We start from the raw sequence: 25,673 nt of genomic DNA, 5'->3' as shown, positions 1-25,673 counted from the left end.
TATGTTGGTAAGTGGAGTTATTTTTTATATTAAGAAATTAAACAATATGTTGAAAGATGACTTTTAGTAAATCTCCTTGTGTCAAAGGTTTAGTTAAATAGCCTGATGCTCCAACCATCTTAGCTTTAGCTCTATCTATAAATCCCACTTTTCCTGACACCATAATCACAGGTGTATTTTTAAAATGTGAGTGTTTACGCAGCAAAGTGCAGAGTTCATATCCGTCTAAATTAGGCATCGAAATATCCAACAAAATTATGTCGGGTTTTGTACGAACAATCTGCATTAAAGCTTTCAAAGAATCGGTGACTCCGACAACAGAAAATGTTTGCTCATCTAAATAACTTTTAATAACATTCAATACCGCCGGACTGTCATCAATACAAAAGATTGTGTAGAGTTTTCTGTCAACAGGCGGTTGGATGATTCCCTGACCTCTATGATCATTTGTATTAATAGGGTAGGCTACTGGTTTATAGCCGTTTGTACTAGGCAACTTTGGTGTAGTTTTGGCTTGAGGTTGTAGCTGATTTATTTGGAACAATTGTGAGGGGTGCGATTGAGAAGTTGGCGATGTCTGATGATAAGCCGTTTCGCTTCGAGGCGTTTGACATCGTTCAACTAATAAGCGGAGATTTAGATAACAAAACTTTGGCATGTCATCCAGAAAGCTATCAGGAATAAACTCATAACTCCCCTGTTCTAAGTTCATAAATGACTCCAAAACTTCTAGCGCTAATTGCTCTATCAATATCGCCGCTTGAGACGGACTGATATATTTTTGATTGACTAACCAGCAAATAGCCAGATAATCTGGATTCGGTATTGCTTGATTTTCAATACCAGTTTCAAATATCGCCCGCAACTGTTCGTCGATTCCGCGAGGGAGAGTAGAAATTTGTTGACTCAAGCGTTGCAAATTCCGATAAAGCGGCTCAAACATTTTCTCTGAATAGCAGGCATAAATTAGTTTACCCTCGTCCATATATATTGACCAAGAGCCTGACGTGCTAAACACCTGCAAACAACCAGTAACCGACTTACTAGTGATTTTTTTTAACAGAGATAAGGGCTGGAGCTTTTGAAAAAATCTGTATCTACTAATCGGAAGTGTCTTCATTGCGATGGCTCTGGAATAAAATTAACATTTGCAGGCAAAATTAGTGAATTACCTTTTCGGAATTCACCGCGACTTTGTTGGAAGCACTGTCAGATACAGCAGAATTCAGAATTCAGGAGTCAGAATTCAGAAGTAAAACAGGCTTTATACCTGGGTTTGAGACTTAGCTTGTGTACAACACCCAACTTGAAATCTCCTGTAAATATAGCGATAACATTTGAGTTAGTACAGAGATTCCACACCCCCCAACTCTTAATTCACCAATCTCTGTTAAGCTATAATCCACGAATTACAACTGAACCAATTCATGCTATTTAGCAATAGCAAAATTGCCCGACTAGTTGTCAGGATATAGTATTTCAAAAATTAGATTGGTTTTTTGTATCTTTCGCTAATCTAGCCAATCTAACAGTAACTCAAGTATCACACACAGACAATTGGCTCTCGCCCATCAGTCACAAAAGCATCATTGTTATCCGTATTTTGCAGCTTACAATTGTAAATACTTTAGTTCTCTTGCAAAAGTTTTTTTACCCCTCTAATATTAAAGTGTGGAGTGACCAAAATCTACTGTAACGTAGACAAAATGGCTTTATATCATGGCTTTTAGGCATTAAGTCCGCGCTGACGAACTATGTTTTTGTCGCCATGACGAAAGTCGTCACGTACTTTTCCAAGAAGTTTATTCTTGAGGGGAACTTCATTAAAAGAAAAAGTATTATTAAAAACTAAGCATTCCAAAAGTTCAATGTCTTACTTAAGTTTGTGATTGTAGAGCAACTCTTAGTGTTGGGATTGGGCAAAATTATCACTTGCACAACAAAAATGGTAAACCTCCGACCAAGGATGAGTTATATCATGTCCGGGTAATTAAGCATAATACCCGGAACCCCAAAGAGCCAAAGCTGCCCTTTAGCTCCCCTAAGAGCCTGCGGGGAGGGGTTGGGGGTGGGGTTCTTTTATTATGGGTAAGCACCGGGACATGATATTAGCTGATAATTGCCGCCATGATGGTATGTGGTGAGATGCACAGGCGACCAAATCAGCAGAAGGGAATCTCTTCATAAGTACAGGAAACGGGTTTTGATGTTTTATGGGGCTAAATAGTCACCCTGTACAGTTTGGAGCGACAAATCAAGAACTTACAGCGAAATTCTTGATTGGTAGTACATACCTGCAAAATAGCTATTTTCAGCTAGATGGTAGATAACAAGTAACGTACTCACTAAAATTCAGGTTACTATAATTTTCAAAAAAAGTTAGCAGAAATATATAAACTTCATGATAAGTCAGTAAACAAAACATCAAAACTAATTAATATCATCTTCCAGATAATTGTCATAAATATTTATTTTTTCGGATGTCCTGAAAGGCTGAAAATGTACAGTAAAAGATAATTTCCGATGCTTATTTAATTACACTTATAAATAAGTGAATCATTTTATGGTAGCAATTTGCCCGAAAAATCTCAAGTTTTAAAAGTCACAAATAAATATAAATACAAAATTATACCTGACTTTTCACGGTATCTGGAAAACCTTATCCAAATTGACTCTATAACTCACAGATTAAAACCTCACCCAAGATTACCCAAGGGTAAATCTTTCCCTCTCCTTATTAAGGAGAGGCACAGGTAGATTTAGAAATGGACATTCTCACTGTTATAGTTCTCCATCTACTTAAACTTGCTCCCGCCAGCACCAGTTTAAAAGTGTACCACCAGCCACCAGCTTAACTACTTCCAGCAGCCAATAACCACCGTGTAGTAAATTCATTGTCGATGGAAGAGCAGCAGCAGCTTCAAATAGGTTGAGTTGAACTCCTATAGCGCACATCTGCGGAGTTAAGAAATAGGTGTCAAGCATAGCTATAGTTAGCAGTAGCGCAGATAAAACAATACTGCCAATACGCCAGTGATATTGGGTTTTGCTCAAAGCTAATGTCCCAGTCAGTACTACAGCAGCAGAGAATAATTCCATCCGATTGAAGTTCCAAAAAATCGTATAGCCTGCTGTCGTAAAACCAGCTTGGCTCATCATCCCAGAAAGATAAAGACTAGGCATAATTACCCAGTCTAAAACTAGACTAGCACTAAGCCAGAAGCCCAAAGTCAATACGATCGCGGTTTGCCAAATTGGCCGTTTGAATTCAAGGTTAGAAATAGCACTCATATCATCAAATAATTGCGTGTGTTATATTCTTAGTCTCTAACTTCAGTAGCAGTTTGACAATAAATATTAACTAACTTTACAAAGCGATCGCTCTTAATTCTGAACTCAAGACTTAGAGGGTGTTTGAAAAGTATTTAGTTGTGATTTTAGGCACTTCTAGATCCCCCCTAACCCCCCTTAAAAAGGGGGGAACCGGAATCAAAGTCCCCCAATTTATCGGGGGATTTAGGGGGATCTAGAACGTTTTGCTACCAAGAAGAGGACTTTTCAAACAACCTCTTAGAGGAGATATTGGGATAATAGATCAAGCTAATGATGTTTTTAGCAGAAGGTAAGGTGATTATGGCAATCACATTCGATAAAGCTGCATCTGGGAATATGACTCTTGAGGAGTTTTTTAATTATGACGATGGTACAGATGCTCTCTATGAGTTTGAAGATGGAGAATTGCTTCTGATGACGGCTGAGAGTGAGATAAATCGACGAATTGCCATGTTTATCCTTGTCTGCTTTGTGCAACTGGGTATTCCTGCTTATCGGCTGTCGATGAAAACGGAAATTGTGACTACTGGCTCACGGGTGCGCGTTCCTGATTTGGTAGTGTTTTCTGAGGAGTTGGCAACTGCAATGGAGGGGGCTAAACGATCTACGGTGATGCCAGAGATGCCACCGCCGTTATTGGTGGTTGAGGTGGTGAGTTCCAATCAGAGCAGTCGTGATTATCGCTATAAGCGATCTGAGTATGCAGCGCGGGGTATTGCTGAATATTGGATTGTTGATCCGATAGAACAGCGAGTGACGGTTCTGGAATGGGTAGAGGGTTTTTATGAGGAGAAGGTGTATCTAGGAGATAGTGCGATCGCAACGCTTGTATTTGCTGATCTAAACTTGACTGCCGCTCAAATTTTACAAGGTTGATGGAGATTCAGAGATTCTGATTCTAGTTCCACCTTAGAAGAACAGCGACAAATTGCAGAGATACTCGATCGCACCCAAGAACTCAGTCTATACGTCGGGAAGCGATCGCTCTTAATTGTTAACTCAATCCCAATGTTTTTTAAACTTAGTTGAGAAATATTAAGATTTTATAAAAAGTAATTTAAATAATGTCCCAAGTGAATAGTGAAAAAGTATAGCTTAAAGACAAAGAGATATGACAATCCTTATTGAGTAGCGCCCTATTGGCTTAGGACTTACGCACAAGTTACGGAATAACGGGTGCATCCCGATTTGGCAGATTTATTTGTAGTGCGAGCATCTTGCTCGCTGCTATCTATTACGCGAGCGAGACGCTCGCACTACATATTACATTATGGGATGCTCCCCGGAATAACGAACCACAGAGGCGCAGAGGACACAGAGAAATCAGAGTTTGAGAGATATTTTGCGTAAGTCCTATGGCTGATAAAAAAACGATAATTTTTCATCCTTCAATAATCTCTAGATCGACGATAATTTCACCATTGGACAAAATAGTATTTTGGAACAAAGCCCCGTGGGTATGACCGAAATTACCAATAGCTCCTTTGAGGTTAGCATTTTCCAAACTGGCACCAACTATGGAAGCACTAGTCACATTAGCACCCTCAAAATTAGCACCAGTCAACTTAGCCAGACTCAATTTGGCATAGCTGAGATTAGCCCCACTCAAATTAGCCTCACTCAAATTAGCTGCCAACAGATTAGCTCGACTCAGGTTAGCTCCGCTCAGGTTAGTCCCACTCAGGTCAGCCTCTTCCAAATTAATCCCACTAAAGTCTCTCTCCCCAGCAGCATAACGCTTGAGCAACTCTTCAGCATCCATAAATCACCTCTTGCATCAATGTTCCCAAAGTCCATAAATTAGTTTGTAATACTTAATATTCGATAAACTAATAATTAGTATTTCATAATATTGTGATTTCCAACACATATTTTTTTGTATGGATTGTGTAAAGTCTATCTACGGAGTCAGATTACTAGATAAATTTATGGTAATTCGAGCGCCAAGCAGTAGCATCCCTAGCTCTGCCGTGGTATAGACCTTATTTACAGTTCGGTTCTTTCATTCCTTGTAGAGCAATTAGCAGACAACGGAAGCGCAAGTTTAGTTGCTGCCAAAGTATTCCATTATTACATTCACTATCTAGCAAGAGGTGAATACCTGAGAGCTAGACACGAGTATCTCAAAGCTTTATGAGGAAATGATTTTATTGCTCTGCCATCCCTTGTATTTTTTGGGCGGACGCAAATTGGCGATACCAACCGTAGAGCTACCGCTAACGCACTATAAAAAAGAAAAAAGCAGATGAGTACAACACGCAAGTTTCGTTTAGGTGCATTCATTCAAGCCACTGGGCATCATATCTCTGCTTGGCGACACCCCGATTCACAAGCAGATGCTGGTCTGAATTTCGAGCATTACAAGGAAATTACCCAGACAGCCCAACGCGGCTTGTTCGATGCAGTTTTCCTAGCGGACAGTCCAGGTGTCTGGGGCGGCGCTCCAGAAACTCAGTATCGCAACGGTAAAATCGCCCATTTCGAGCCGGTTACTCTCTTCTCGGCCTTGTCCTCCGTGACCCAAAACATCGGCTTCATTTCCACCGCCTCGACCACCTATGAAGAACCCTATACCCTGGCACGTAAGTTTGCTTCCCTGGACTACTTGAGTAAGGGGCGGGCAGGGTGGAATGTTGTCACCACAGGCAATGAGAATGCTGCACGTAATTTTGGCCTTGAGCATCACCCGGAACACAGCCAGCGTTATGAACGTGCTGAAGAGTTTGTGGAAGTGGTGAAAGGATTGTGGGATAGCTGGGAAGATGATGCCTTCATCCGTGACAAAGAATCTGGTGTTTATTTCGACCCAGATAAACTACATACACTTAACCACAAGGGCAAATATTTTTCTGTAAAAGGCCCTTTGAACGTCGGTCGTCCGCCCCAAGGTTATCCCGTGATTGTTCAGGCTGGAGCCTCCGAATCGGGACGGGACTTGGCTGCACGCACTGCCGAGGTGATTTTCACCGCCAATCAAACCCTAGCTGATGCACAAGAATTTTATACTGACATAAAAGGTAGGCTGGCGCAATATGGGCGATCGCCAGACGATCTAAAAATTATGCCTGGTGCTTTCCCAATCATTGGCCGTACTGAATCAGAAGCTCAAGAGAAGTACGAATTCCTGCAATCGTTAATCCATCCCGATGTCGCCTGGGGTATTTTAAAGAACTATTACAAAGGTGTCGATCTATCTAAATATTCTTTAGATGATCTGGCTCCTGAACTACCTAGCGACACCAACACTAACAAAAGTCGTCTCAAGCTGGTCAGAGATTTGGCGACTCGTGGGACTCTCACACTACGCCAGTTGTATCTCTCTCTTGCCACCGCACGAGGACATCGTACCATCCTTGGTACTCCCGAAAGCATTGCCGACCAGCTAGAAGAATGGTTCAACAACGGTGCAGCAGATGGCTTTAATATTATGCCGCCAATCCTCCCCACAGGATTAGATGACTTCATTAACCTAGTCGTTCCCATCTTGCAGAAACGCGGACTGTTCCGTACCGAATACGAAGGCAGTACCTTGCGTGAAAACCTGGGATTGCGTCGTCCGGGCAATCGTTTTGCCGCCAAACAAGTGGATGAAAGATTGGTGTTAGCGTAAATGACTTTTAATATCTGCACCGTATTTAAGCAGACATTAAAATTCATTAGTTATACACAAATCAGCGATACCGACTGTAGAGCTACCGCTAACGCACTATAGAAAAGAAGTATATGAGTACAACACGTAAGTTTCGTTTAGGTGCATTTATTCAAGCCACCGGGCATCATATCGCCGCTTGGCGGCACCCCGATTCACAAGCAGATGCTGGATTAAATTTCGAGCATTACAAGGAAATTACCCAGACAGCCGAACGCGGCTTATTCGATGCAGTTTTCCTTGCCGATAGTCCCAGCCTACAAGACAACAGTGAACCAGAGGTGCTGAAGCGCAACGGCAAATTAGCCAAGTTCGAGCCAGTGACGCTATTTTCCGCACTCGCCCCACTGACCAAACATATTGGCTTTGTTGCTACCGCTTCGACGACCTATGAAGAACCCTACACGCTTGCACGTAAGTTTGCATCGCTAGACTACCTAAGTAACGGTCGGGCAGCCTGGAATGTCGTGACTACAGGCAATGAGAATGCCGCCGGTAATTTCGGTAGCGACCAGCATCTAGAGCATGGACAGCGTTATGAACGCGCCGAAGAGTTTGTGGAAGTGGTGAAAGGCTTGTGGGATAGCTGGGAAGATGATGCTTTCATCCGCGACAAAGAATCTGGTGTCTATTTCGACCCGGATAAACTGCATACACTCAACTATAAAGGCAAACATTTTTCTGTAAAAGGCCCTTTGAACGTCGGTCGTCCGCCTCAAGGTTATCCGGTGATTGTGCAGGCTGGTGCTTCAGAAGTCGGTCGTGAACTGGCGGCACAAACTGCTGAAGTTATTTTTACTGCCAACCAGACACTCGAAGACGGGCAAGAATTTTATGCGGATGTGAAAAGCAGGTTGGCTAAATATGGCCGCCATCTGGACGATTTGAAAATCATGCCGGGTGTGTTCCCGGTGATTGGCCGCACTGAAGAAGAAGCCCAAGAAAAATACGAATTCCTGCAATCACTAATTCACCCATCGGTAGCGTGGGGCTTACTCAAAACACGTTATAAGGGCATTGATTTATCTGGTTATTCACTCGACGATTTTGCACCACCATTGCCTAGTGATACCAACGGTGGTAAGAGCCGCCTCAAGTTGCTGACGGATCTCGTAAATCGCGGCAACCTAACGCTGCGCCAGTTGTATCTCTCTGTCGCTACCGCGCGGGGTCATCGCACCATTATCGGTACGCCGGAATCGATCGCTGACCAGCTAGAAGAATGGTTTAACAATGGTGCGGCAGACGGCTTTAATATCATGCCGCCAATCCTGCCGACAGGTTTGGAGGACTTCGTTAACTTAGTCGTCCCCGTCTTGCAAAAACGCGGACTGTTCCGTACCGAATACGAAGGCAGTACCTTGCGTGAAAACCTGGGATTGCGTCGGCCGGGCAATGGTCTTGCTGCTAAACAACTGGACAAGAGCCTGGTGGTAGCGTAAATGAATTTTTCATTAAATTGCACCTTCTGTAGATCGCCGCCCTACAGAATTTGAAAATTGAAAATTGTAGAGAGACGCGATAAATCGCCGTCTCTACAGAAGAAAATGTATTCGTCAATGGCACCATGCTCGGAAAAACCTGTAATTTTTTGAAGGAAAAAACATGACTGAATATAGCCGATTGAAGACTTCACGCTCTGCTGCAATCAGAGCAACTCTTGATTATCCGGTAATCGACACCGACGTTCATACCAATGATTTCACCCCAGCTTTTGAAGATTACATCGCTAAGTACGGCGGCGTGAAACTTGTAGACGAATTACGCAAGACCGAAGCCTCCCGTCTCAACTCCAAGAGCAACGGTAAAGACTGGTATCAACAAACCCCTGAAGAACGTCAATACAACCGCACAATCCGATCGCCTTGGTGGGCTAGAGTCACTAAAAATACACTGGATCTTGCTACTTACACCCTCCCCGGATTGCTCTATGAGCGTCAGGCGGAGCAAGGATCAGACTATTCGGTGCTGTTTCCCAACAATGTTTTAGCACCGGCTGGAGCCAGTGCAGAGAATCGCCAGGCACTGCAACGGGCGGTCAATCACTATCATGCTGATATCTACCGGAAATATAGCGATCGCCTGACACCGGTGGCTGGCATTCCCTTGACCAATCCCCAAGAAGGCATTGAGGAGCTAGAGTTTGCCGTAAAAACACTGGGATTAAAAGTAATTAATATAACTGGTGGTGTGAAGCGTCCGATTAAAGCGATCGCTGATAAATATCCAGCCGATCAATTCCCCGAAATCGCCAAATATGCGTCTTATATCGACTTTTACGGACTAGATAGTGAATACGACTACGATCCCTTCTGGGCTAAAGTCGTAGAACTGGGCGTACCCGTCACCACTCATTACGGCAGTCAGGGTTGGACTGGACGCTCCTCCATCAGTAACTACATGAACAACCATATTGGGCACTTCGCCGATGGTTCGGAAGCTTTTGCTAAGGCGTTGTTCTTCGGTGGTGTTACCAAGCGTTTTCCGCAGTTGCGTGTAGCGATGCTGGAAGGTGGTGCAGATTGGGGTGCCCGCGTCTACATTCATTTGGTAGATCGCTTCTCCAAGCGCAGTCTGAAGGGACTGGAAAACTACAATCCAGCATCGACGAATGCCGATGAGCTATTTGAAATATTTGAGCGCTACGGTGCAGAAATTACTCAAGGGCATTCCCTCGATAAGGACGAATTGACCAAGACTGTACTCGGAGCTTCATTCAGCCGTCATAGCCGTGCGCCAATTGGTAGCGAATTAAACGATTTTGCAGCCGCAGGCATTGAAACAATTGAAGATATCCGCGATCGCTGGGTGAACAGTTTCTTCTTTGGTTCCGAGTCCGACGATCGCACGATCGCTGCGGCATTCAATGACAAAGCCAATCCCTTGGGAGTCAAGATCAACGCCATCTATTCCTCCGATGTTGGTCACTGGGATGTGCCAGACCTGACTTCCCCACTGGCTGAAAGCTGGGATCTTGTGCAAGAAGGCGTTATTTCCGAAGCCGACTTTAGATCCTATGTATTCGCTAATCCCTACAAGTTTTACACCCAAGCCAACCCCGAATTCTTCAAGGGTACAGCGATCGAATCCAAGGTAGGTAATGCCGAATCTAAACAAGTGGACAAGAGCCTAGTAGTGGCGTAAAAGGCGAGATGAGGGAGTGGGGGAGATGAGGGAGATGAGGGAGATGAGGGAGATGAGGGAGATGAGGGAGATGAGGGAGATGAGGGAGATTATTCTTCTTTAGGACTTACGCAAAATATCTCTGAAACTCTGATTTCCACGGAAGTTCAGATCGGTCCAAGCCGCCGCTCCGACTTCTCTCCGTGTACTCTGCGCCTCTGCGGTTCGTTATTGCCTAACTCGTGCGTAAGTCCTATTCTTCATCCCCTCATCCTCATAGTGTTTCACCCTGGAGATCGACATGACGATAACAACTGATCCTGATTTTGGGGCGCGCGAGGCGCTACGCCTAATCGGTCCCGATCCAGAGAACTGGGTACCCGATCGCCAAGGCGTCGATCACAACGTGACGATTGTGGGTGGTAGCGGCAGTGGCAGCACCTTTGCATTTGCGCTGCGGCGGGCTGGCATCGGCGGCGTGACGGTGATCGACGCGGCCAACGACGAAGCCCATGCTGGCGTGTGGCTGAATCGAGCGCGGATGAATAAGCTACGCACGCCGAAGAACTTGCCCGGCCATGAATTGGGTATCCCGGCGCTGTCCTTCCAGTCCTGGTACGAGGCCCGGCACGGTGCCGAGTCCTACGCAGCCATCGATCGCATTCCCCGCTTGTTATGGGCTGAGTACCTCAGCTGGTATCGGCAGTTCCTGGGCATCCCGGTTCGGTATGGGACGCGGCTGGTGCGAATCGAGCCGTCCGAAGGTTTCTTTCGCCTACACCTTGAGGTGAACGGTGTTACACAAGTGGAGACGACGCGCAAGATCATCTTCGCCAACGGTGTGGCTGGTAGTGGTGGCCCTTATGTGCCACCAGTGCTAGATAGTCTGCCACGCAAGCTGTATGCTCATACCGCCGATGCCATCGACTTCGCCGCATTGCGTGGTAAGACCGTAGCGGTGCTGGGTGCTGCGGCTTCAGCTTTCGACGCCGCAGGGGTGGCGCTGGAATCGGGAGCAAAGGCGGTGCATTTGTTCGCGCGGCGGTCGGCGATCGCATCGCTGCCAGTAAATCGCGTGCGTGGGTATCCTGGCGCTTACTACAACTATCCAGAACTGCCCGATGCGGCCCGTTGGTTCCAGGCTTGGCGCTTTGGTCAAGTTGGTTCTACACCCCCAGCCGACGCAATTGAGCGGGCGATCGCATTCCCAAATTTCCACCTACACCTGTCTGCAAACTGGAGAGCAGCACACGAGCAAGCTGGCCGGATCGTCGCGCAGGTAAACGACGATGTATTTGAGTTCGATTTTGCGATCGCTGGCACTGGCTACTTCGTTGACCCGACCAAGCGGCTTGAACTGGCTGACTTTGCACAGCATATTGCACTTTGGCGCGATCGCTATCAACCACCAGCCGACCAACGTGCCGACGATCTCGGCACACACCCCTATCTCGGTATTGCCCACGAATACCAAGAAAAAGTACCCGGTAGCGCACCTTACCTGAAGGATATCCACGTCTTTAACCCAGCCGGTTTTGTGAGCTTCGGTCTGCCCATCGGCGATGTACCCAGCATCCGGCGCGACGTGCCAGCAGTGGTAACACGTATCACCCACGACTTATTCTTCGCCGACTGGTCACTTCACGAGGCACGCATCACGAGCGACAACATCGCGCCAGACTTCGATGCTTCGCTGTACGCAGCCGCAGTGTGGAAACAGCCAGCGAAAGCGGGAGTTACCTGAGTCTAAGTAGTACACAGGGGATGAGGGAGATGAGGGAGCAGGGGGAGAGTTTCTGACAAATGACAAATGACAAATGACAAATGACAAATGACAAATGACAAATGACAAATGACCAATGCCTAAATCAAATTAGGAGTCACAACAATGCCTGTTCAACAACGCTCTTACGACACCAATAATGGTTCTTTGCCTTATCTTTTCTCGCCTGTTTCTGACAATGCCAACAAACCCGCACCCTTAGTGCTGTTTCTGCACGGAGGACGCGATCGCGGCACAGATTTGAATGTGTTGCTGAAATGGGGTCTACCTCGTTTCGTGGATTCATCCAACTCCTTACCTTATGTATTCGCCGCACCCCAGATTCCGGCTGAACAGACTTGGGCAGATCGAGCCGATGATGTGCTTGCTTTGATTGATGAACTGATTGCTTCCCAACCCGTCGATCCAGCGCGGGTGATATTAGCCGGGTTCAGTTTAGGTTCGGCGGGGATCTGGCATATCGCTGCTTTGCATCCCGATCGCTTCGCCGGTCTAGTACCTGTGTCTGGACGAGTACCCAAAACATTAGAAGAAACCGAACTAGCTGCACTCAAAGACATTCCTGTTCAGATATTCCAAGGTGGACAGGATAAAAATCTGCCGGTTGAGGATACAGAGCATTTTGTTGAGCGCTTACGCAAAGTCGGTGGGAAAGTTGATTTGACAGTATTCCCGCAAGGCGATCATTTTATTGCAGATGAGGTATACGGCGATCCGAAGTTGCAAGAGTGGTTGGTTTCACTGAGTCGTCGTGAAACTTCTGTAGTTGCGTGAGGCGAAATGTCCAAAAACTAACTTACAATATTTTGTCAGGTAGGCAATATGCCTACCTAACAAAATATATTAATATCTTCGTGAGATGACAAATAGAATCATCAACATAATGCTTCTTTCCAAGTCAAAACCGAACTTTTTCGCCAAAACTTCAGTTGACTGATGTCAGACTCTCGCAAAGAAATCAGAATTTGTTTTATTGGTGAATCCTTTGTCAATGGCACAGGCGATCCAGAATTTCTGGGTTGGACAGGTAGAGTCTGCCGCAATGCTGAATCAAGAGGATACGCTATCACCCATTACAATTTGGGGGTGCGTGCAGAGACAAGTCGGTATCTCAAACAACGTTGGTACTCGGAAGTCTCCTATCGTCTCCCAAGAGAATCCGACGGTCGAGTAGTGTTTTCTTTTGGGGTAAATGATTCAGGATGGGCGGGTAAACAGCAAGGAATCAAACTGTCAGAGTCGATCGCCAATGCTCGCAATATCTTAAGCCAAGCAAAGCAACTCTATCCGATCTTGATGGTTAGTCCGCCACCTTGTGGTGATGTCGATCAAGAAAAAAGAAATCAAATTCTTGCAAATCTGTCACAGGAATTCGCGTTGGTTTGTAATGAACTAGATGTTCCGTATCTCGATGTGTTTTCCAGTTTGGTAAAGTCACCAATCTGGCTAGCAGAAGCAAAAGCCAATGACGGCGCTCATCCAAAAGCAGATGGTTATGCAGAATTTGCCGCGATCGTTCAAAACTGGGAAGGTTGGTTAAATTGGTTCACGCCTTAAAAATGCTGACATCGTTATCCTATTGGTTTGTTGTATAGCGTTTTAGTTCTGCGTTAGCGTACCCCTCCGGGGAAGCAAGCTACGCGTAGCGTCTCGTAGAGAAGCGGGGCGGAACGCACATCGCATTCTATTTAAAAGTTTCCACACTTTCTCAATTAACAACATATCTATGACGTTACCAACTACTAATCTCGGTAAAACTGGATTGACCGTTTCTCGCCTTTGTCTGGGCACCATGACCTTCGGATTGCAGACCGATGAAGAAACTTCCAGGCACATCCTTGACACTGCTGCTGATGGCGGGATCAACTTTTTGGATACAGCCGACGTTTATCCCCTCGGCGGTGGCCTTGCTACTGCTGGACGCACCGAAGAAATCGTTGGGCGCTGGCTGAAAGGCAAACGCGAACATTTTATCCTGGCTACCAAGTGCGTCGGTCGGGTCGGCCCTGCACCTTGGGATCAGGGGGCTTCGCGTAAACATATTCTGGATGCGATCGATGCTTCTCTGCGGCGACTGGGAACCGATTATGTTGATCTATATCAATTGCACTCTGATGATGCCTCAACCCCTCTGGATGAGACTCTCGAAGCTCTGGACAAGGTGGTTCGATCTGGTAAAGCACGCTACATCGGGGTTTCTAACTTCTTAGCCTACCGACTTAGCCGCGCTTTAGGTCGGGCTGATGTTCGTAATCTAACTCGCTTCGTCTCGATTCAGCCGCGCTACAACCTGTTGTTCCGCGAAATTGAGCGAGAACTATTGCCCCTGGCGAAAGAAGAAGGACTGGGTGTAATTCCCTACAATCCTTTGGCGGGTGGTCTACTCACCGGCAAACACATTCTCGCTCAAGGCCCCACCTCCGGTACTCGTTTTACGCTGGGTGCTGCCGCAGAACGTTATCAAGATCGCTACTGGCACGATCGCGAGTTTAATACTGTCGAGGAATTACGCACAGTAGCGGATCTCGCCGGATTTTCCCTCACCACCCTAGCGATCGCTTGGGTTTTATCTAATCCCATTATCACTGCCCCGATCATTGGCGCTAGCCGCCCAGAACAACTTGCTGACAGCCTAAAAGCAGTGGAACTAAAACTCGACGACAGTTTGAAACAAAAGTTAGACGACCTAACCGCCGAATACCGAAGAGGAGATTCTCTGCGTTAGTTTCTAATTACGAATTACGAATTACGAATTGGTATTAGACGTTTGCAAACCCGAAGATTTAAGCATATAAACGCCCAGAATTTTTGGAAATGATCACCATAATTCCTTCAAATCAGAAATATATCATGGATAAAATAGCTAGGATTAAACGCCGTCGTTTTCTCCATTTTGCTACTTCAGGGCTATGTGGCTTTTCTATGGCATATCTGTTAGGAAGTTGTAGCGAACAAAGCCAACATTCTTCTTTGCTAAACAGTAATAATGCCAGTGAAAGTTCCCTGGGGATAAAAACTAAAGTTCTACACATGGGGTATCAGAGTGCGGGGGATCTCTTCCGAAATCGAAAAGTTTTAGAGAAACGCTTGGAGCCGATGGGGATTAAGGTGGAATGGTCGCAATTTGTCCAAGGTCCGCAACTTATGGAAGGGATGCGTGCGGGAAAAGTTGACGTGGGATCAGTGGGAGAAACACCACCAATTTTTGCTCAAGTGGCTGGGTCAGACCTGGTTTATCTAGTCGGTACGCAAAGAAACCAAAAGACAGGGACGAGTAGTGTTATTGCCGTTCCGCCGGAATCTCCCCTTCAGAAGTTTGAGGATATCAAGGGGCAAGAAGTTTACTTTCAAAAAGGCTCGGCATCGCACTACTTTATTATCAGAGCGTTGCAGTCAATCGGCTTGACCCTCAAAGATATTAAAATCAAAAGTCTGCCAACTGTCGAGGCATCAGCTGCTTTTCTGGAAGGTAAAATTCCCGTTTGGATGACAGGAGATCCATATTATGCGATCGCTCAAAAGCTGGGTCGAATTCGAGTCCTCAAAGATTCTGTTGGGCTAGATTCTCCTGGTGGCTATTATATTGCTGACAGGAAGTTTGCCGAAGAAAATCTTGGCTTGCTAAAAATTATCATTGAGGAGCTTAATAAGCTCGACAAGTGGGCAGAGGCACATCGAGGCGAAGTGGCCAAATTGATGATAACTCAACAAAAGCTCGATGCGGATGTGGTAGAAAGGGTGATGTCTCGGCGCACTTTCGTAGGACGTAGAGGACTCAGCCCTGCACTGATCAAGGAACAACAGCGTGTGGCAGATTTGTTCTTTCAAGAGGGTGTAATACCGAAGAAAATCAACATTCAGGATGCGTTACTCCCGCCTAACGTCTATACTGCCATCACGCCACCAGAAATTATGGTTTAGTAGTCTTGGCAGACTACTAAGTTGATGTGCAGCTAAATTGTATAACACGAAAACCCAAAAATATTGTAGTGCGGGCAAGATGCCCGCACTACAATATACAAATTAAATACGCAACAGCTTATCCAGGGTTAAATAACGAACCGCAGAGGCACAGAGAACACAGAGAGAAGGAGAGAAAGATTCTAAAACTTGGTTTACTCAATCATTGTTACTGTGGTGGATTACTAGTGGAGTACTGCCAGAAGTCCCTAATACCACCGGACGGCTTATCCAGTCGTCCATTTTTATCTTGTACAACAGCTAAAATGATGCGAAGAGAGCGACTTTGATGACAAAAAAGGCCAGACAATCCAAATCCTTTCAACGTGCTCCTGATGCACCAGACCTGCCATCAACTCCATTCAGGTTCATTTGCTATTTTGTGAACCAGTTTCGCTGGTGGTATGTGTTAGCGGTGATCCTAGAGATAATACACGCAACCTGTGGCATTATGTTGCCCTATGCTATTGGCCAGATCATCCGGGGCGTAACGGGATCGGCGGGACACAGCCAGCCCATTTTTGATGCCATGAAGCAACCCCTGATGCTGTTCATCGGCTTGAGTGTGGGTGAAGTGGTATTTGGGCGAGCGGCTGGACTCTTGCAAACCATCCTCCATCCGATTCACCGACAGCACATCGTCCGATCGCTATATGCCTACTTGCAGCACCATTCGCATCGCTACCTAAGCAGCAGTTTTGCCGGGGCATTGGCACATCGGATTAGCGAAACTTCTCTGGGTGTTACCCAGACGATGCAAATGATGATTACTGAATTTATGCCAGTAATCGTGGTGTATAGCGTCGCCACGACGATACTGTATCACGCCTATCCTCCGCTTGCTGCACTCGTGGGAATCTGGGCAGTTCTCTTCATTAGTATTTCCTTCTGGCTGGCAACTCGCTGCCGATTTTATTCCCGGAAAGCCGCAGCCGCCAGAAGTGAGACAACTGGCATGATTGTAGATGCGGTAACAAATCTCACTAGTAGCCGACTGTTTGCTCGCTTCGGTTTTGAACGACGCTATTTAAATGAGCAATTAAGGCGGGAAATCAAAGAGGTGAGAGAGTCCAACTGGTACTCGGAGCGAATTCGCTGGTTTCAGTTTATCTCAGCAGCGATTCTAAAAATCAGCACCTTGTATTACTCGCTCTCTCTTTGGAGTCAAGGAAAGATCGCTACTGCTGACTTCGTTGTAGCCACTAGCCTATCGCTGTTGATCATCAGTGAAGCGCGTAATTTGAGCCGCCGCTTTCTGGAATTTTTTGAACATGTCGGTAATGTCGCCAATGGTGTGTTTACCATCATTCAACCCCACGAGTTGGTTGATCGCGATCGCGCGATCGCACACTCAATCACCCAAGGTAAAATTGAGTTTCGGCGGGTGAATTTCAACTACTCGAACGAGAAGAAAGTTTTCAGCAACCTTTCTGTCACCATCTTACCGGGACAGCGTGTTGGACTGGTGGGTTTGTCCGGCTCTGGAAAATCTACCTTTGTCAATCTGATTCTGCGTTTGTTTGACCCCCAATCTGGACAGATTATCATTGATGGGGTCGATATTCAAGACATGACTCAGGATGCTCTACACGCCCAGATCAGCTTGATTCCCCAAGATCCGTCTCTGTTTCATCGGACATTACTAGAAAATATTCGTTACGGACGCTTGGATGCAACCGATGAGGAAGTGATTGAGGCAGCGCGAAAGGCTCATGCTCACGATTTCATCGCCCAAATTAAGGATGGTTACGATTCTCTGGTGGGCGAACGTGGTGTAAAGTTGTCTGGAGGGCAGAGGCAGCGTATTGCGATCGCTCGCGTAATCCTCAAAGATGCCCCGATCCTAATCTTGGATGAAGCCACCTCTAGCCTTGATTCCATCACCGAAAAAGCGATCCAGGATAGCCTCGACATAGCAATGAATGAGAAAACGGTGATCGTGGTGGCTCATCGGCTATCTACCATCGTCCATCTAGACCGGATTTTGGTGTTCGACAAAGGTCGCATTATCGAAGATGGTTCCCACGCCAAACTGCTGACACTTGGCGGCGCTTATCACAGGTTATGGAAAATGCAGGCAGGTGGATTTTTACCGGAAAATCTGGACGAGGAACGCATACGCGAGGCTCGCACTGGCACAGATAACATCGAAGAGGGAATGATTGCTTGACCAAATTAAAATAATTCGTAATTCGTAATAGAGCCTCCGGCACGCTACGCGGTTTTCATGCCCAAAGGGCTGTACGTAATTCGTAATTAAGTTTTGTGACGAGGATTTCACCCCGATAGATAACGTGCTGCCATTAGCAATCACCTCCTTAATTTCTTGTAGGTGAATGCCGCGCAGGATAGATTGGTCAACAGCGTGTTTGGAGAATTCAAATTGATCATCAGCTATTTTGCGACGAATTTCTGCAAGCATTGTTGACATACAACACACAACTATTTTATTTATGCTTGCATTAACATTGTAAGCCGATGCATTGGCATTGCAGGGTATTGCATTGGCATTGCAGGGTATTGCATTGGCATTGCAGGGTATCGCATTGGTATTGTAAGCCGATGCTTTGGTATTGTAAGCTGATGCATTGGCATTGCAGGGTATCGCATTGGCATTGCAGGGTATTGCCAAATTTAATTTGTTACAAATTAATCAAATGCTGTATTAAGTTGTAAGATTGAGCCAATTATGCTTAAGCGTAGCCCGTCGGAAACATTAGTCTCTTTATTCATGTTTTAACTAGCTCTTTAAGCATAGTGCCGATCGCGTTTCAATTTTGCGATAATCTAAACTAGATTCTTCTCACTGCTGCTGATTTGGTTCAAGAGTAGTGAACGCAAAACCACTGGAGGAGCGATGAAAGCTATTGAAGTCATGGGAAATGTGGATCAACAAGGTCAACTTTCTCTAGATGTACCATTGACTGTAGACCAGCAGACCCGCGTCAGAGTTATTGTACTGCTCCCAGAAAACGCTGACGAAGAAAATAACCAACAGGAGGATAAGGAAATAGCTGAATCTGCGATCGAAAGTTTTCGTCACGGTTGGGATGATGCCATAACAGTAAACACTTTACCTGTGTCTCAACTGTGGGAAGGAATGGATGTAGAATGACCAAATAATTACTAATTTATAATGACGCTCCTACGGACGTTCGCTAATTAGTGTTTATAACTCAACGATAAAACTATCCCGCAGATGAAAGTCAGCCTCCGCGCCTCGATGAGTTAACGCCCAGTAACTCACCTCACTATTTCTGTGTTTAATAACTGTAGTAATACCAACTTCAATCGCTTGTTCTGCCGAAACAATTTTATTCAAATCGACATCTAACACAAGTGCTAAACCGTCAGCTTGATTTTGAACATTAAACGGAAGTATTGTAAAAGCTGTTTCCTCTTGCATTCCTTGACGGTATCCATCAAAGCGATAGACATTCCAATGTCCGGCGGGGGAAAGGTTGAATTCCCAATACCGTTGAGAATCTTTGATGCTAAGAAAGAACTCAAAGCATGTGTTTTTCCACAATTCGGGCTTTCGCAATTGTGTATTTGATGGTGAGTCTATGGCAATCTCTTTTAAGTCGCCTCCAAAGGTGTAGCGGATGGCAAGCTGATTAGAATTTCGGTTGATATTGCCTGCAATTTTCAAATTAGGCAGGGATTTTGTCGAAGGAAAAGGTTGCAAAGAAAATGTCTGGTCGTTCATTTTAAATGATGTCCGGGCAATTAAGTATAATACCCGGAACCCCACCCCGCCAAAGCGATGCTTTGTCTCCCCTCCCCGCTCTTCGGGAGGGGTTGGGGGTGGGGTTCCTTTATTATGGGTAATTTGGCGGACATGATATCATGTCTTTGATAATCTTACGAATCTGCGTCTCTTGAGATTCGATACTTTCGGTTAGCTTAAACTGGACGATCGCTCTTGCCAAATTATGTTCTGGGTGCTTAACTTTGAAGTAGACATTCTCTGCTAAATAATCAGCAAAAAATCTCAGTCCTAGTTCAAAGGTGATCAGACGAATTGCATCGTAAATATAAGCATAATCATTGTCGGTCAGAAATACCTTTGCTACTGAGAGATAACCTTTTAGAATTCCCTGACACAGATCAGTATCGAAATAAATACTTTCCCAATTCTCGGTTTCTTCTCCAGCCGGATTGCAACCCGATCGCAGGCAATCACCAATATCGTAATGTACTAGGCCGGGTTTAACGGTGTCGAGGTCAATAACGCTGACGGCTTCCTGGGTAACAGTGTCAAACATGACATTGTTGATTTTGGGATCGCCATGCATCAAACGCAGGGGGAGAATGCCTTCAGATTTGGCATTCTCTAGGATATGTGCAAAGATTTGGCGATCGCTAACAAACTGTAAGCAATAATTAACTTCCACAGATTGACGCGCACTAGTTTTCGCCAACACTTCCTGATAATATTGGAGATAAAGCGGTGTAATGTGGAAGCCTTGAAGAGTGTCCGCGAGTTTTTCTGGTGGTAAGTCGCTGATCAGATTGTGGAACATCCCCAAGGCGTAACCGATTTCTTTCGCGTATGAGCGATCGCGCATACTATCGAAACACTGGGAACCTCCAATAAAGCTAATCGCCCGCCAAAAGCAGCCGTCTGCATCCCTCCAGTGGTCTTGAGCATCTTTGGTTAATAGTACGCGTGGCACTTCCCAGCGACGATTAAGTGGGGCGCATTGTAAGCGTTTCTGAACATGCTCAGTGAAGATACGCATATTATGCATAATCAGTTCGGGCTGACGAAACACCTGCGTGTTGATGCGTTGCAGGACAAAATGTTGTTCTTCAGAGTCATCGAGAGTTGCTAAGAATGTGTCATTGATATTACCACTACCAAAGGCTTTAACCTCTGTAACCTTTCCCGATTGGGCGAATTGATCAGCGATCGCAACTAGATTTTCTGCCCCCTGTGTATTAAATTCTTCTGTCATGTTTGTGTTAGACCTGCATTACTCCTGACCTATATTGCACGAAGGCAATAGGGGATATGGTAGCGCAAGTCTTAAGATCATAATGACCTTTCTATAAAGCTTTCAGATGACGATTTCGCACACGTTCGGCACTACCAGTAGGAATCGCAGCAATTAATTTTTGTGTGTATTCCTCTTTGGGTTCCAGGTAAATGCTTTCGGCTGTGCCTTCTTCAACAATTTGACCGCGATTCATCACTAAAATGCGATCGCTCATAAATTTCACTACACTTAAATCGTGAGAAATAAAAATATAAGTAAGCTGAAAGTCTGACTGTAATTCTTTGAGAAGATTTAATACCTGCGCCTGTACTGAAACATCCAGCGCTGAAACTGATTCATCACAGATAATAAATTTAGGATTTAATGCCAAAGAACGAGCTATGCAAATCCGTTGGCGTTGACCGCCAGAAAACTGATGGGGATAGCCGTTAATCGCATCTGCACTCAACCCCACCCGTTCTAAGAGTTCGGTTACTCGCTGTCGTCGTTGTTGCTTGGTCTTACCAACGCCGTGAATTATCAATGGTTCCATCACCGCGTCCCCAACCTTCATCCGGGGATCAAGGGAACTAAAAGGATTTTGGAAGACTATTTGCATTTCCCGCCGCAGTTTTTGCAACGCTTCTCCTTTGAGGCTAGTAATATCTTGTTTCTCAAAGATAATCTGACCACTCATCGGTTCAATTAATCGCAGCAAGGTTCTGCCAAGGGTGGTTTTACCACAACCAGATTCTCCCACCAAACCGAGTGTTTCCCCTGGTTTAACATCAAAAGAAACGCCATTAACTGCCATATTGTAGCGTTTTGTCCCACCAAACGCCCCGCGCACTGGAAAACCAACTTTCAGATTGCGGATTTGCAGCAAGGGTTCCTTCTGATTGAAGTTTGCCAATCTTGCAGCAATCTCTTCGGCGGTGATTTCTGTAGGTTGTGCGGGTTCTTTCGCTTGAATTACTACTTGTCCCGTTGGTGTCTCTTCTGTACTCATGTAGTCAGAAACAGTGAGTAATTTTTGAGGACGGCGGTCAAGTGAGGGGCGACAAGCTATCAAACCTTTAGTATATGGATGCTGGGGACTGCTGAAAATTTGCTCACAAGCACCAGACTCGACAACTTTGCCTTTATACATCACCGCTACTTCGTCAGCAATTTCCGAAATTAGCCCCAAGTCGTGGGTGATGAAAATCATTGCCATATCACGGCTTTGCTGCAATTCTCGAATTAACTCCAAAATAGTCGCTTGCACCGTCACATCCAAGGCTGTGGTTGGTTCATCAGCAATTAAGATTAATGGGTTGCAAGAAATTGCCATTGCAATCATCACCCGTTGCAACTGACCCCCAGAAAGTTGATGAGGGTAGCGTTCTAGCATCGCTTCTTTGTGTTCTTTAACCAACTGTGGTAACTTTGATGGATCTAGTTTCGATGAAGTTTCGGTATACTGCTGTTGTATCTCCTGATCGCTAGGTAGAAGTTTTACTTCTTGCAGACCTGCGATCGCAATTTGTTTTGCTTGGGATGCTGACACATTTTGATGTCGCATAATCGCTTCTGTTAGCTGAAACCCGATGTTATAAACCGGATTAAGCGAACTCATCGGCTCTTGAAAAATCATGGCAATGTCGCCACCCCGGTGTAACTGCATTTGCTCAGTAGGCAATTTTACCAAATCGATGGCGTTAGCATTCTCCTGCGGACGAAACCAGATTTCACCGCCAGCAACTATACCGGGAGTTTGCAACAAACCCATCACAGCTAGGGCTGTCACTGATTTACCACTCCCCGATTCTCCGACTATTCCTAGAGTTTCACCTCGATGTAGCGCAAATGAAATACCATCCAAAGCTCTGACGCTATTGCCATCACTGGGAAATTCAACTTGGAGATTGCGAACCTCTAGGACAGTTTCTCTCATAGGAGTTGGGTATGAATATTAACTTAAAATTATTTGGATTTTAACAATAGTTTTGATGTCTGTGTGGGTAAATTTGGTTTTTACACTCCTTAGCAGTTTTTCTTGACATCGCATACTTCCACAATATACACGCATTTGCGATGTATTACTGCCTGTCATCTCTGCAAACTGCGATCGGTTGTTCTCGTTTTTCTGATTTGACATCTCCAGCGATCGTTGCCAGGATAGGTCTGGATTGTGTTGATATGGTAAAGAGTAGTTCAGAGATTGTGTGGAACTGGTCTAGCGCCAATGCTCGTAGTCCATAAAATGACGATTAGTTTAACGCACTTTAAAAATTCTATTCCTATGACTGGTTTTGAACTCTCCCCTGGAACAATTGTTAACCAAATAAAAAATTTACTCAAAGAGAGATATAAAGAGGGTTTTCCCATCATTAAGGAAATTATTCAAAACGCCAATGACGGAGAGGCCACTCGACTTGATTTTGGCTTAGTCAAAGGATTAGGAAACCAAGTCAGTCACCCATTATTAAAATGTCCGGCACTTTTTTTCCTCAATAATGGCACATTTACTCGTGAGGATGAGAAAGCTATAGCTTATATTGGAGTAGATGCTAATGCAGGAAATAAAGGGAAAATTGGTAAATTTGGACTTGGACAGAAAAGCGTTTTCCACTTTTGTGAAGCATTTTTCTTTATTGCACGTTCAGAAAATATACCAGAAGGTTGTGGACGATTTTTGAATCCTTATGCCCCTTCAGATGGAATTGAGCGCAGACGACCTAATTGGGTTGCTTTATCAATAGAAGATCGAGACATTTTGGAAGAATATTTGAGGGGACAGGGTTTATGTCAGCTAAACGAAGAACGCTATTTTGTCTTATGGATACCCTTACGGCACAGAGATTATTCTAAAGATCATAATATTATAGCAAACTATTATGATTTGGATTCAATTCAACAGCAATTTCCGCCTGATATGGCAGATAAAATAGCCTTATTATTACCAGCTTTAAAACATCTTCGTGAAGTACATTACTGGCAATTTAATACGGAAAAAAATCGCGTTGAGAAGCAATTTCATGTGAGAGTAGATTCCGCAGATTTACAACGTTGTTTGTATCCGAAATCAAATGGAGATAATTATCAGCCAATAGAACGTGATTTAAAAGGTAAAGTCTGTATTAAAGTCAAACAAGAAGAAGCATTAAGAATGCTTAAATTTGCTGGCAAAGAAGCCATTTTAAATGCGGATTATTTTTATAGTTTACTTCCTCAAGTACCGGTGAATGATTTTTGGGAAGAATTACACCAATCAGATTACTGGCCTAAACGTTCTAAAATAGATGAAACCGGTCATGAATCGAATGAACCAGATAAATCTATACCCCATTGTGCTGTTATTGTTTCAGAAAAAGATTCTAGTCAAGCTAATCAAGGATCTTTAAAAATCCAATGGGCTGTATTCTTACCCCTTGCAGAAAGTTCAGAAAAGGAAATTGAGGAATTTGAATTAATTCCTTGTCAAGGTAATAAGGATTACAATATCTTCTTACATGGCTACTTCTTTCTGGATTCAGGACGCAATTACATAGAATCATTGGCGGATATTCGACAAGAAAAAATATTAGCCAAAACACCCAACAAAGAAGCAGAAATGGTGCAACAGTGGAATAAAATTTTAGCTACGCAAGGAACTATTAAACTGATTCTTCATTCTCTTCAAGAATTTAGATTGACTCACCAATCATCTGTTCAGGATATATATAATTTATGTACAGCATTTATCAAATCAAAGATATTTCAAAGCAAAATCTATAGAGAAAGTATTTGTTATCAATATGAATGGGTATATTGTCTTCATAATAAAAAATGGATTTTATTAGACAGGATAAGGAGAGTTAAAGTTTTACCCCTTCCTTCAAATCCTAACTGGGATTGGTTTCCTAATCTCAGTAGAATTGCACAATCATCAAGCCATCTATTAACTTTATCACACGCCCCTAATCTTCGTTTTGATAATACAACGTTTGATCAATGGACTGATAGAGAGATTATAGATGCCTTGACTAATCTATCAGAAACTATTTTACATAATCATCGTGGCATTAATTATCTGGTTTCATTTCTCAAAGAATGTTGTCAAAATCGGAGAACTCAGAAAATTGAAAGTGATGAAGTTCAAAAGCATTTAATCCAATTCATCAAAAAAGGGTTATCTCAATTAAATTTGAGTGAACTTAATTCAGAAATAAAGAACGCTTTACAAAAATTAATTAATCTAATTCGAGATTCAGAAGTTATTTATATAGATGTTATTGAAAATATTTTTCAAGAGCTTTTGCAAAGTGATATCAGTGTTTTATTGTTGCCCAAATCATTATTTATCGTCCCTCCTAATGGTGGTTTGGGACAATTGAATCTTGAAGACACAAAAACTATTTTATTAAATCTAAATTCTTTGATCAATCGCTGGGAACAACAAGGAACAAGTAACACAAGTTTAGAGCCAATACTCAAACAATTTCTTAATTTATCCAAGAATTATGTGATTAATATTTTGTCAGTAAATCCAGATTGGCGATGTCTTATCGGAAGTAAATATCCACAACAAACAGCTATCTTCTATTCTTATCACGACTTTCAAGAGTTCAAACGTAAATCTATTTTATTTACAAATTCTGAGGACAGCTTAATAAATTTATTAATACAAGCTATTGAAAACATTCAACCTATTGTAGTTGATAAAGAAATAGCAAAATTACTTGAAAAGGATCAAAATATTTCCCCTATCCCTTGTAATCTCGATACCTGTAAGAATAGCTTAAGTAAAACTCCAGTCTTAGCTCTACTACCTGAGCGTCGGAAGCAACTATTAACTGAATTATTAAAAGAGGTACATTAA

The 25,673-nt window shown here is 44.1% G+C and carries 19 protein-coding genes; 13 read left to right on the top strand and 6 right to left on the bottom strand.

The window, feature by feature from the left end:
• Positions 1 to 37 precede the first annotated feature (37 nt).
• Both V7K27_RS09710 and V7K27_RS09705 read right to left on the bottom strand, forming a co-directional pair.
• Positions 38 to 1,120 (bottom strand): response regulator, encoded by a 1,083-nt coding sequence (locus tag V7K27_RS09710; RefSeq protein ID WP_334946544.1) that lies wholly within the window; start codon positions 1,118 to 1,120, stop codon positions 38 to 40.
• Between the two features lie 1,679 nt (positions 1,121 to 2,799).
• Positions 2,800 to 3,291, bottom strand: coding sequence for a hypothetical protein (locus V7K27_RS09705; RefSeq protein WP_334946543.1), 492 nt, complete (start codon positions 3,289 to 3,291; stop codon positions 2,800 to 2,802).
• Between the two features lie 312 nt (positions 3,292 to 3,603).
• On the opposite strand from V7K27_RS09705, the gene V7K27_RS09700 reads away from it, so the two are divergent.
• Positions 3,604 to 4,209 (top strand): Uma2 family endonuclease, encoded by a 606-nt coding sequence (locus V7K27_RS09700; protein WP_442947602.1) that lies wholly within the window; start codon positions 3,604 to 3,606, stop codon positions 4,207 to 4,209.
• Between the two features lie 505 nt (positions 4,210 to 4,714).
• Here the strand turns inward: V7K27_RS09700 and V7K27_RS09695 are convergent.
• Complete coding sequence (locus tag V7K27_RS09695) at positions 4,715 to 5,095, bottom strand: pentapeptide repeat-containing protein (protein ID WP_334946541.1); 381 nt, start codon at positions 5,093 to 5,095, stop codon at positions 4,715 to 4,717.
• A gap of 483 nt (positions 5,096 to 5,578) precedes the next feature.
• On the opposite strand from V7K27_RS09695, the gene V7K27_RS09690 reads away from it, so the two are divergent.
• The 10 genes from V7K27_RS09690 (at position 5,579) to V7K27_RS09645 (ending at position 18,963) form a co-directional block, all read left to right on the top strand.
• Entirely contained in the window at positions 5,579 to 6,943 is a 1,365-nt protein-coding gene (locus V7K27_RS09690) for an LLM class flavin-dependent oxidoreductase (RefSeq protein WP_334946539.1), read from the top strand.
• 113 nt (positions 6,944 to 7,056) lie between these two features.
• Entirely contained in the window at positions 7,057 to 8,424 is a 1,368-nt protein-coding gene (locus tag V7K27_RS09685) for an LLM class flavin-dependent oxidoreductase (protein ID WP_334946537.1), read from the top strand.
• Between the two features lie 163 nt (positions 8,425 to 8,587).
• Entirely contained in the window at positions 8,588 to 10,126 is a 1,539-nt protein-coding gene (locus V7K27_RS09680; protein ID WP_334946535.1) for an amidohydrolase family protein, read from the top strand.
• A gap of 280 nt (positions 10,127 to 10,406) precedes the next feature.
• A complete protein-coding gene (locus V7K27_RS09675) occupies positions 10,407 to 11,849 on the top strand; it encodes an NAD(P)-binding domain-containing protein (protein ID WP_334946533.1) in 1,443 nt (480 codons plus the stop codon).
• A gap of 144 nt (positions 11,850 to 11,993) precedes the next feature.
• Entirely contained in the window at positions 11,994 to 12,662 is a 669-nt protein-coding gene (locus V7K27_RS09670; RefSeq protein WP_334946531.1) for a dienelactone hydrolase family protein, read from the top strand.
• 162 nt (positions 12,663 to 12,824) lie between these two features.
• The gene (locus tag V7K27_RS09665) at positions 12,825 to 13,445 is read left to right on the top strand and encodes a GDSL-type esterase/lipase family protein (RefSeq protein ID WP_334946529.1); all 621 of its coding nucleotides are present in this window, start codon (positions 12,825 to 12,827) and stop codon (positions 13,443 to 13,445) included.
• 169 nt (positions 13,446 to 13,614) lie between these two features.
• Positions 13,615 to 14,613 (top strand): aldo/keto reductase, encoded by a 999-nt coding sequence (locus tag V7K27_RS09660; protein ID WP_334946527.1) that lies wholly within the window; start codon positions 13,615 to 13,617, stop codon positions 14,611 to 14,613.
• A gap of 125 nt (positions 14,614 to 14,738) precedes the next feature.
• Entirely contained in the window at positions 14,739 to 15,809 is a 1,071-nt protein-coding gene (locus tag V7K27_RS09655) for an aliphatic sulfonate ABC transporter substrate-binding protein (RefSeq protein ID WP_334946525.1), read from the top strand.
• A gap of 328 nt (positions 15,810 to 16,137) precedes the next feature.
• Positions 16,138 to 18,018: an ABC transporter ATP-binding protein gene (locus tag V7K27_RS09650; protein WP_334946523.1), complete on the top strand. Its 1,881-nt coding sequence runs from the start codon at positions 16,138 to 16,140 to the stop codon at positions 18,016 to 18,018.
• A gap of 687 nt (positions 18,019 to 18,705) precedes the next feature.
• Positions 18,706 to 18,963: a type II toxin-antitoxin system RelN family antitoxin gene (locus V7K27_RS09645; protein WP_334946521.1), complete on the top strand. Its 258-nt coding sequence runs from the start codon at positions 18,706 to 18,708 to the stop codon at positions 18,961 to 18,963.
• Between the two features lie 54 nt (positions 18,964 to 19,017).
• Here V7K27_RS09645 and V7K27_RS09640 read toward each other — a convergent pair whose 3' ends face one another.
• From V7K27_RS09640 to V7K27_RS09630, 3 genes are all read right to left on the bottom strand, one after another.
• Positions 19,018 to 19,557, bottom strand: coding sequence for a DOMON-like domain-containing protein (locus V7K27_RS09640; RefSeq protein WP_334946520.1), 540 nt, complete (start codon positions 19,555 to 19,557; stop codon positions 19,018 to 19,020).
• Between the two features lie 112 nt (positions 19,558 to 19,669).
• Positions 19,670 to 20,809: a phosphotransferase enzyme family protein gene (locus tag V7K27_RS09635; RefSeq protein WP_334946518.1), complete on the bottom strand. Its 1,140-nt coding sequence runs from the start codon at positions 20,807 to 20,809 to the stop codon at positions 19,670 to 19,672.
• A 91-nt stretch (positions 20,810 to 20,900) separates the two neighbouring features.
• Positions 20,901 to 22,766 carry an ABC transporter ATP-binding protein gene (locus V7K27_RS09630; RefSeq protein WP_334946516.1) on the bottom strand — a complete coding sequence of 622 codons (1,866 nt, stop codon included), beginning with the start codon at positions 22,764 to 22,766 and terminating at the stop codon, positions 20,901 to 20,903.
• Between the two features lie 140 nt (positions 22,767 to 22,906).
• On the opposite strand from V7K27_RS09630, the gene V7K27_RS09625 reads away from it, so the two are divergent.
• Positions 22,907 to 23,074 carry a hypothetical protein gene (locus V7K27_RS09625; protein WP_334946514.1) on the top strand — a complete coding sequence of 56 codons (168 nt, stop codon included), beginning with the start codon at positions 22,907 to 22,909 and terminating at the stop codon, positions 23,072 to 23,074.
• A 1-nt stretch (position 23,075) separates the two neighbouring features.
• Positions 23,076 to 25,673 carry a sacsin N-terminal ATP-binding-like domain-containing protein gene (locus tag V7K27_RS09620; protein WP_334946512.1) on the top strand — a complete coding sequence of 866 codons (2,598 nt, stop codon included), beginning with the start codon at positions 23,076 to 23,078 and terminating at the stop codon, positions 25,671 to 25,673.

Source organism: Nostoc sp. (genome assembly GCF_036919575.1).
GTDB lineage: Bacteria > Cyanobacteriota > Cyanobacteriia > Cyanobacteriales > Nostocaceae > Nostoc.
Note: the sequence above shows the minus strand (reverse complement) of the source record. Positions and strands in the feature narration are given on the sequence as shown.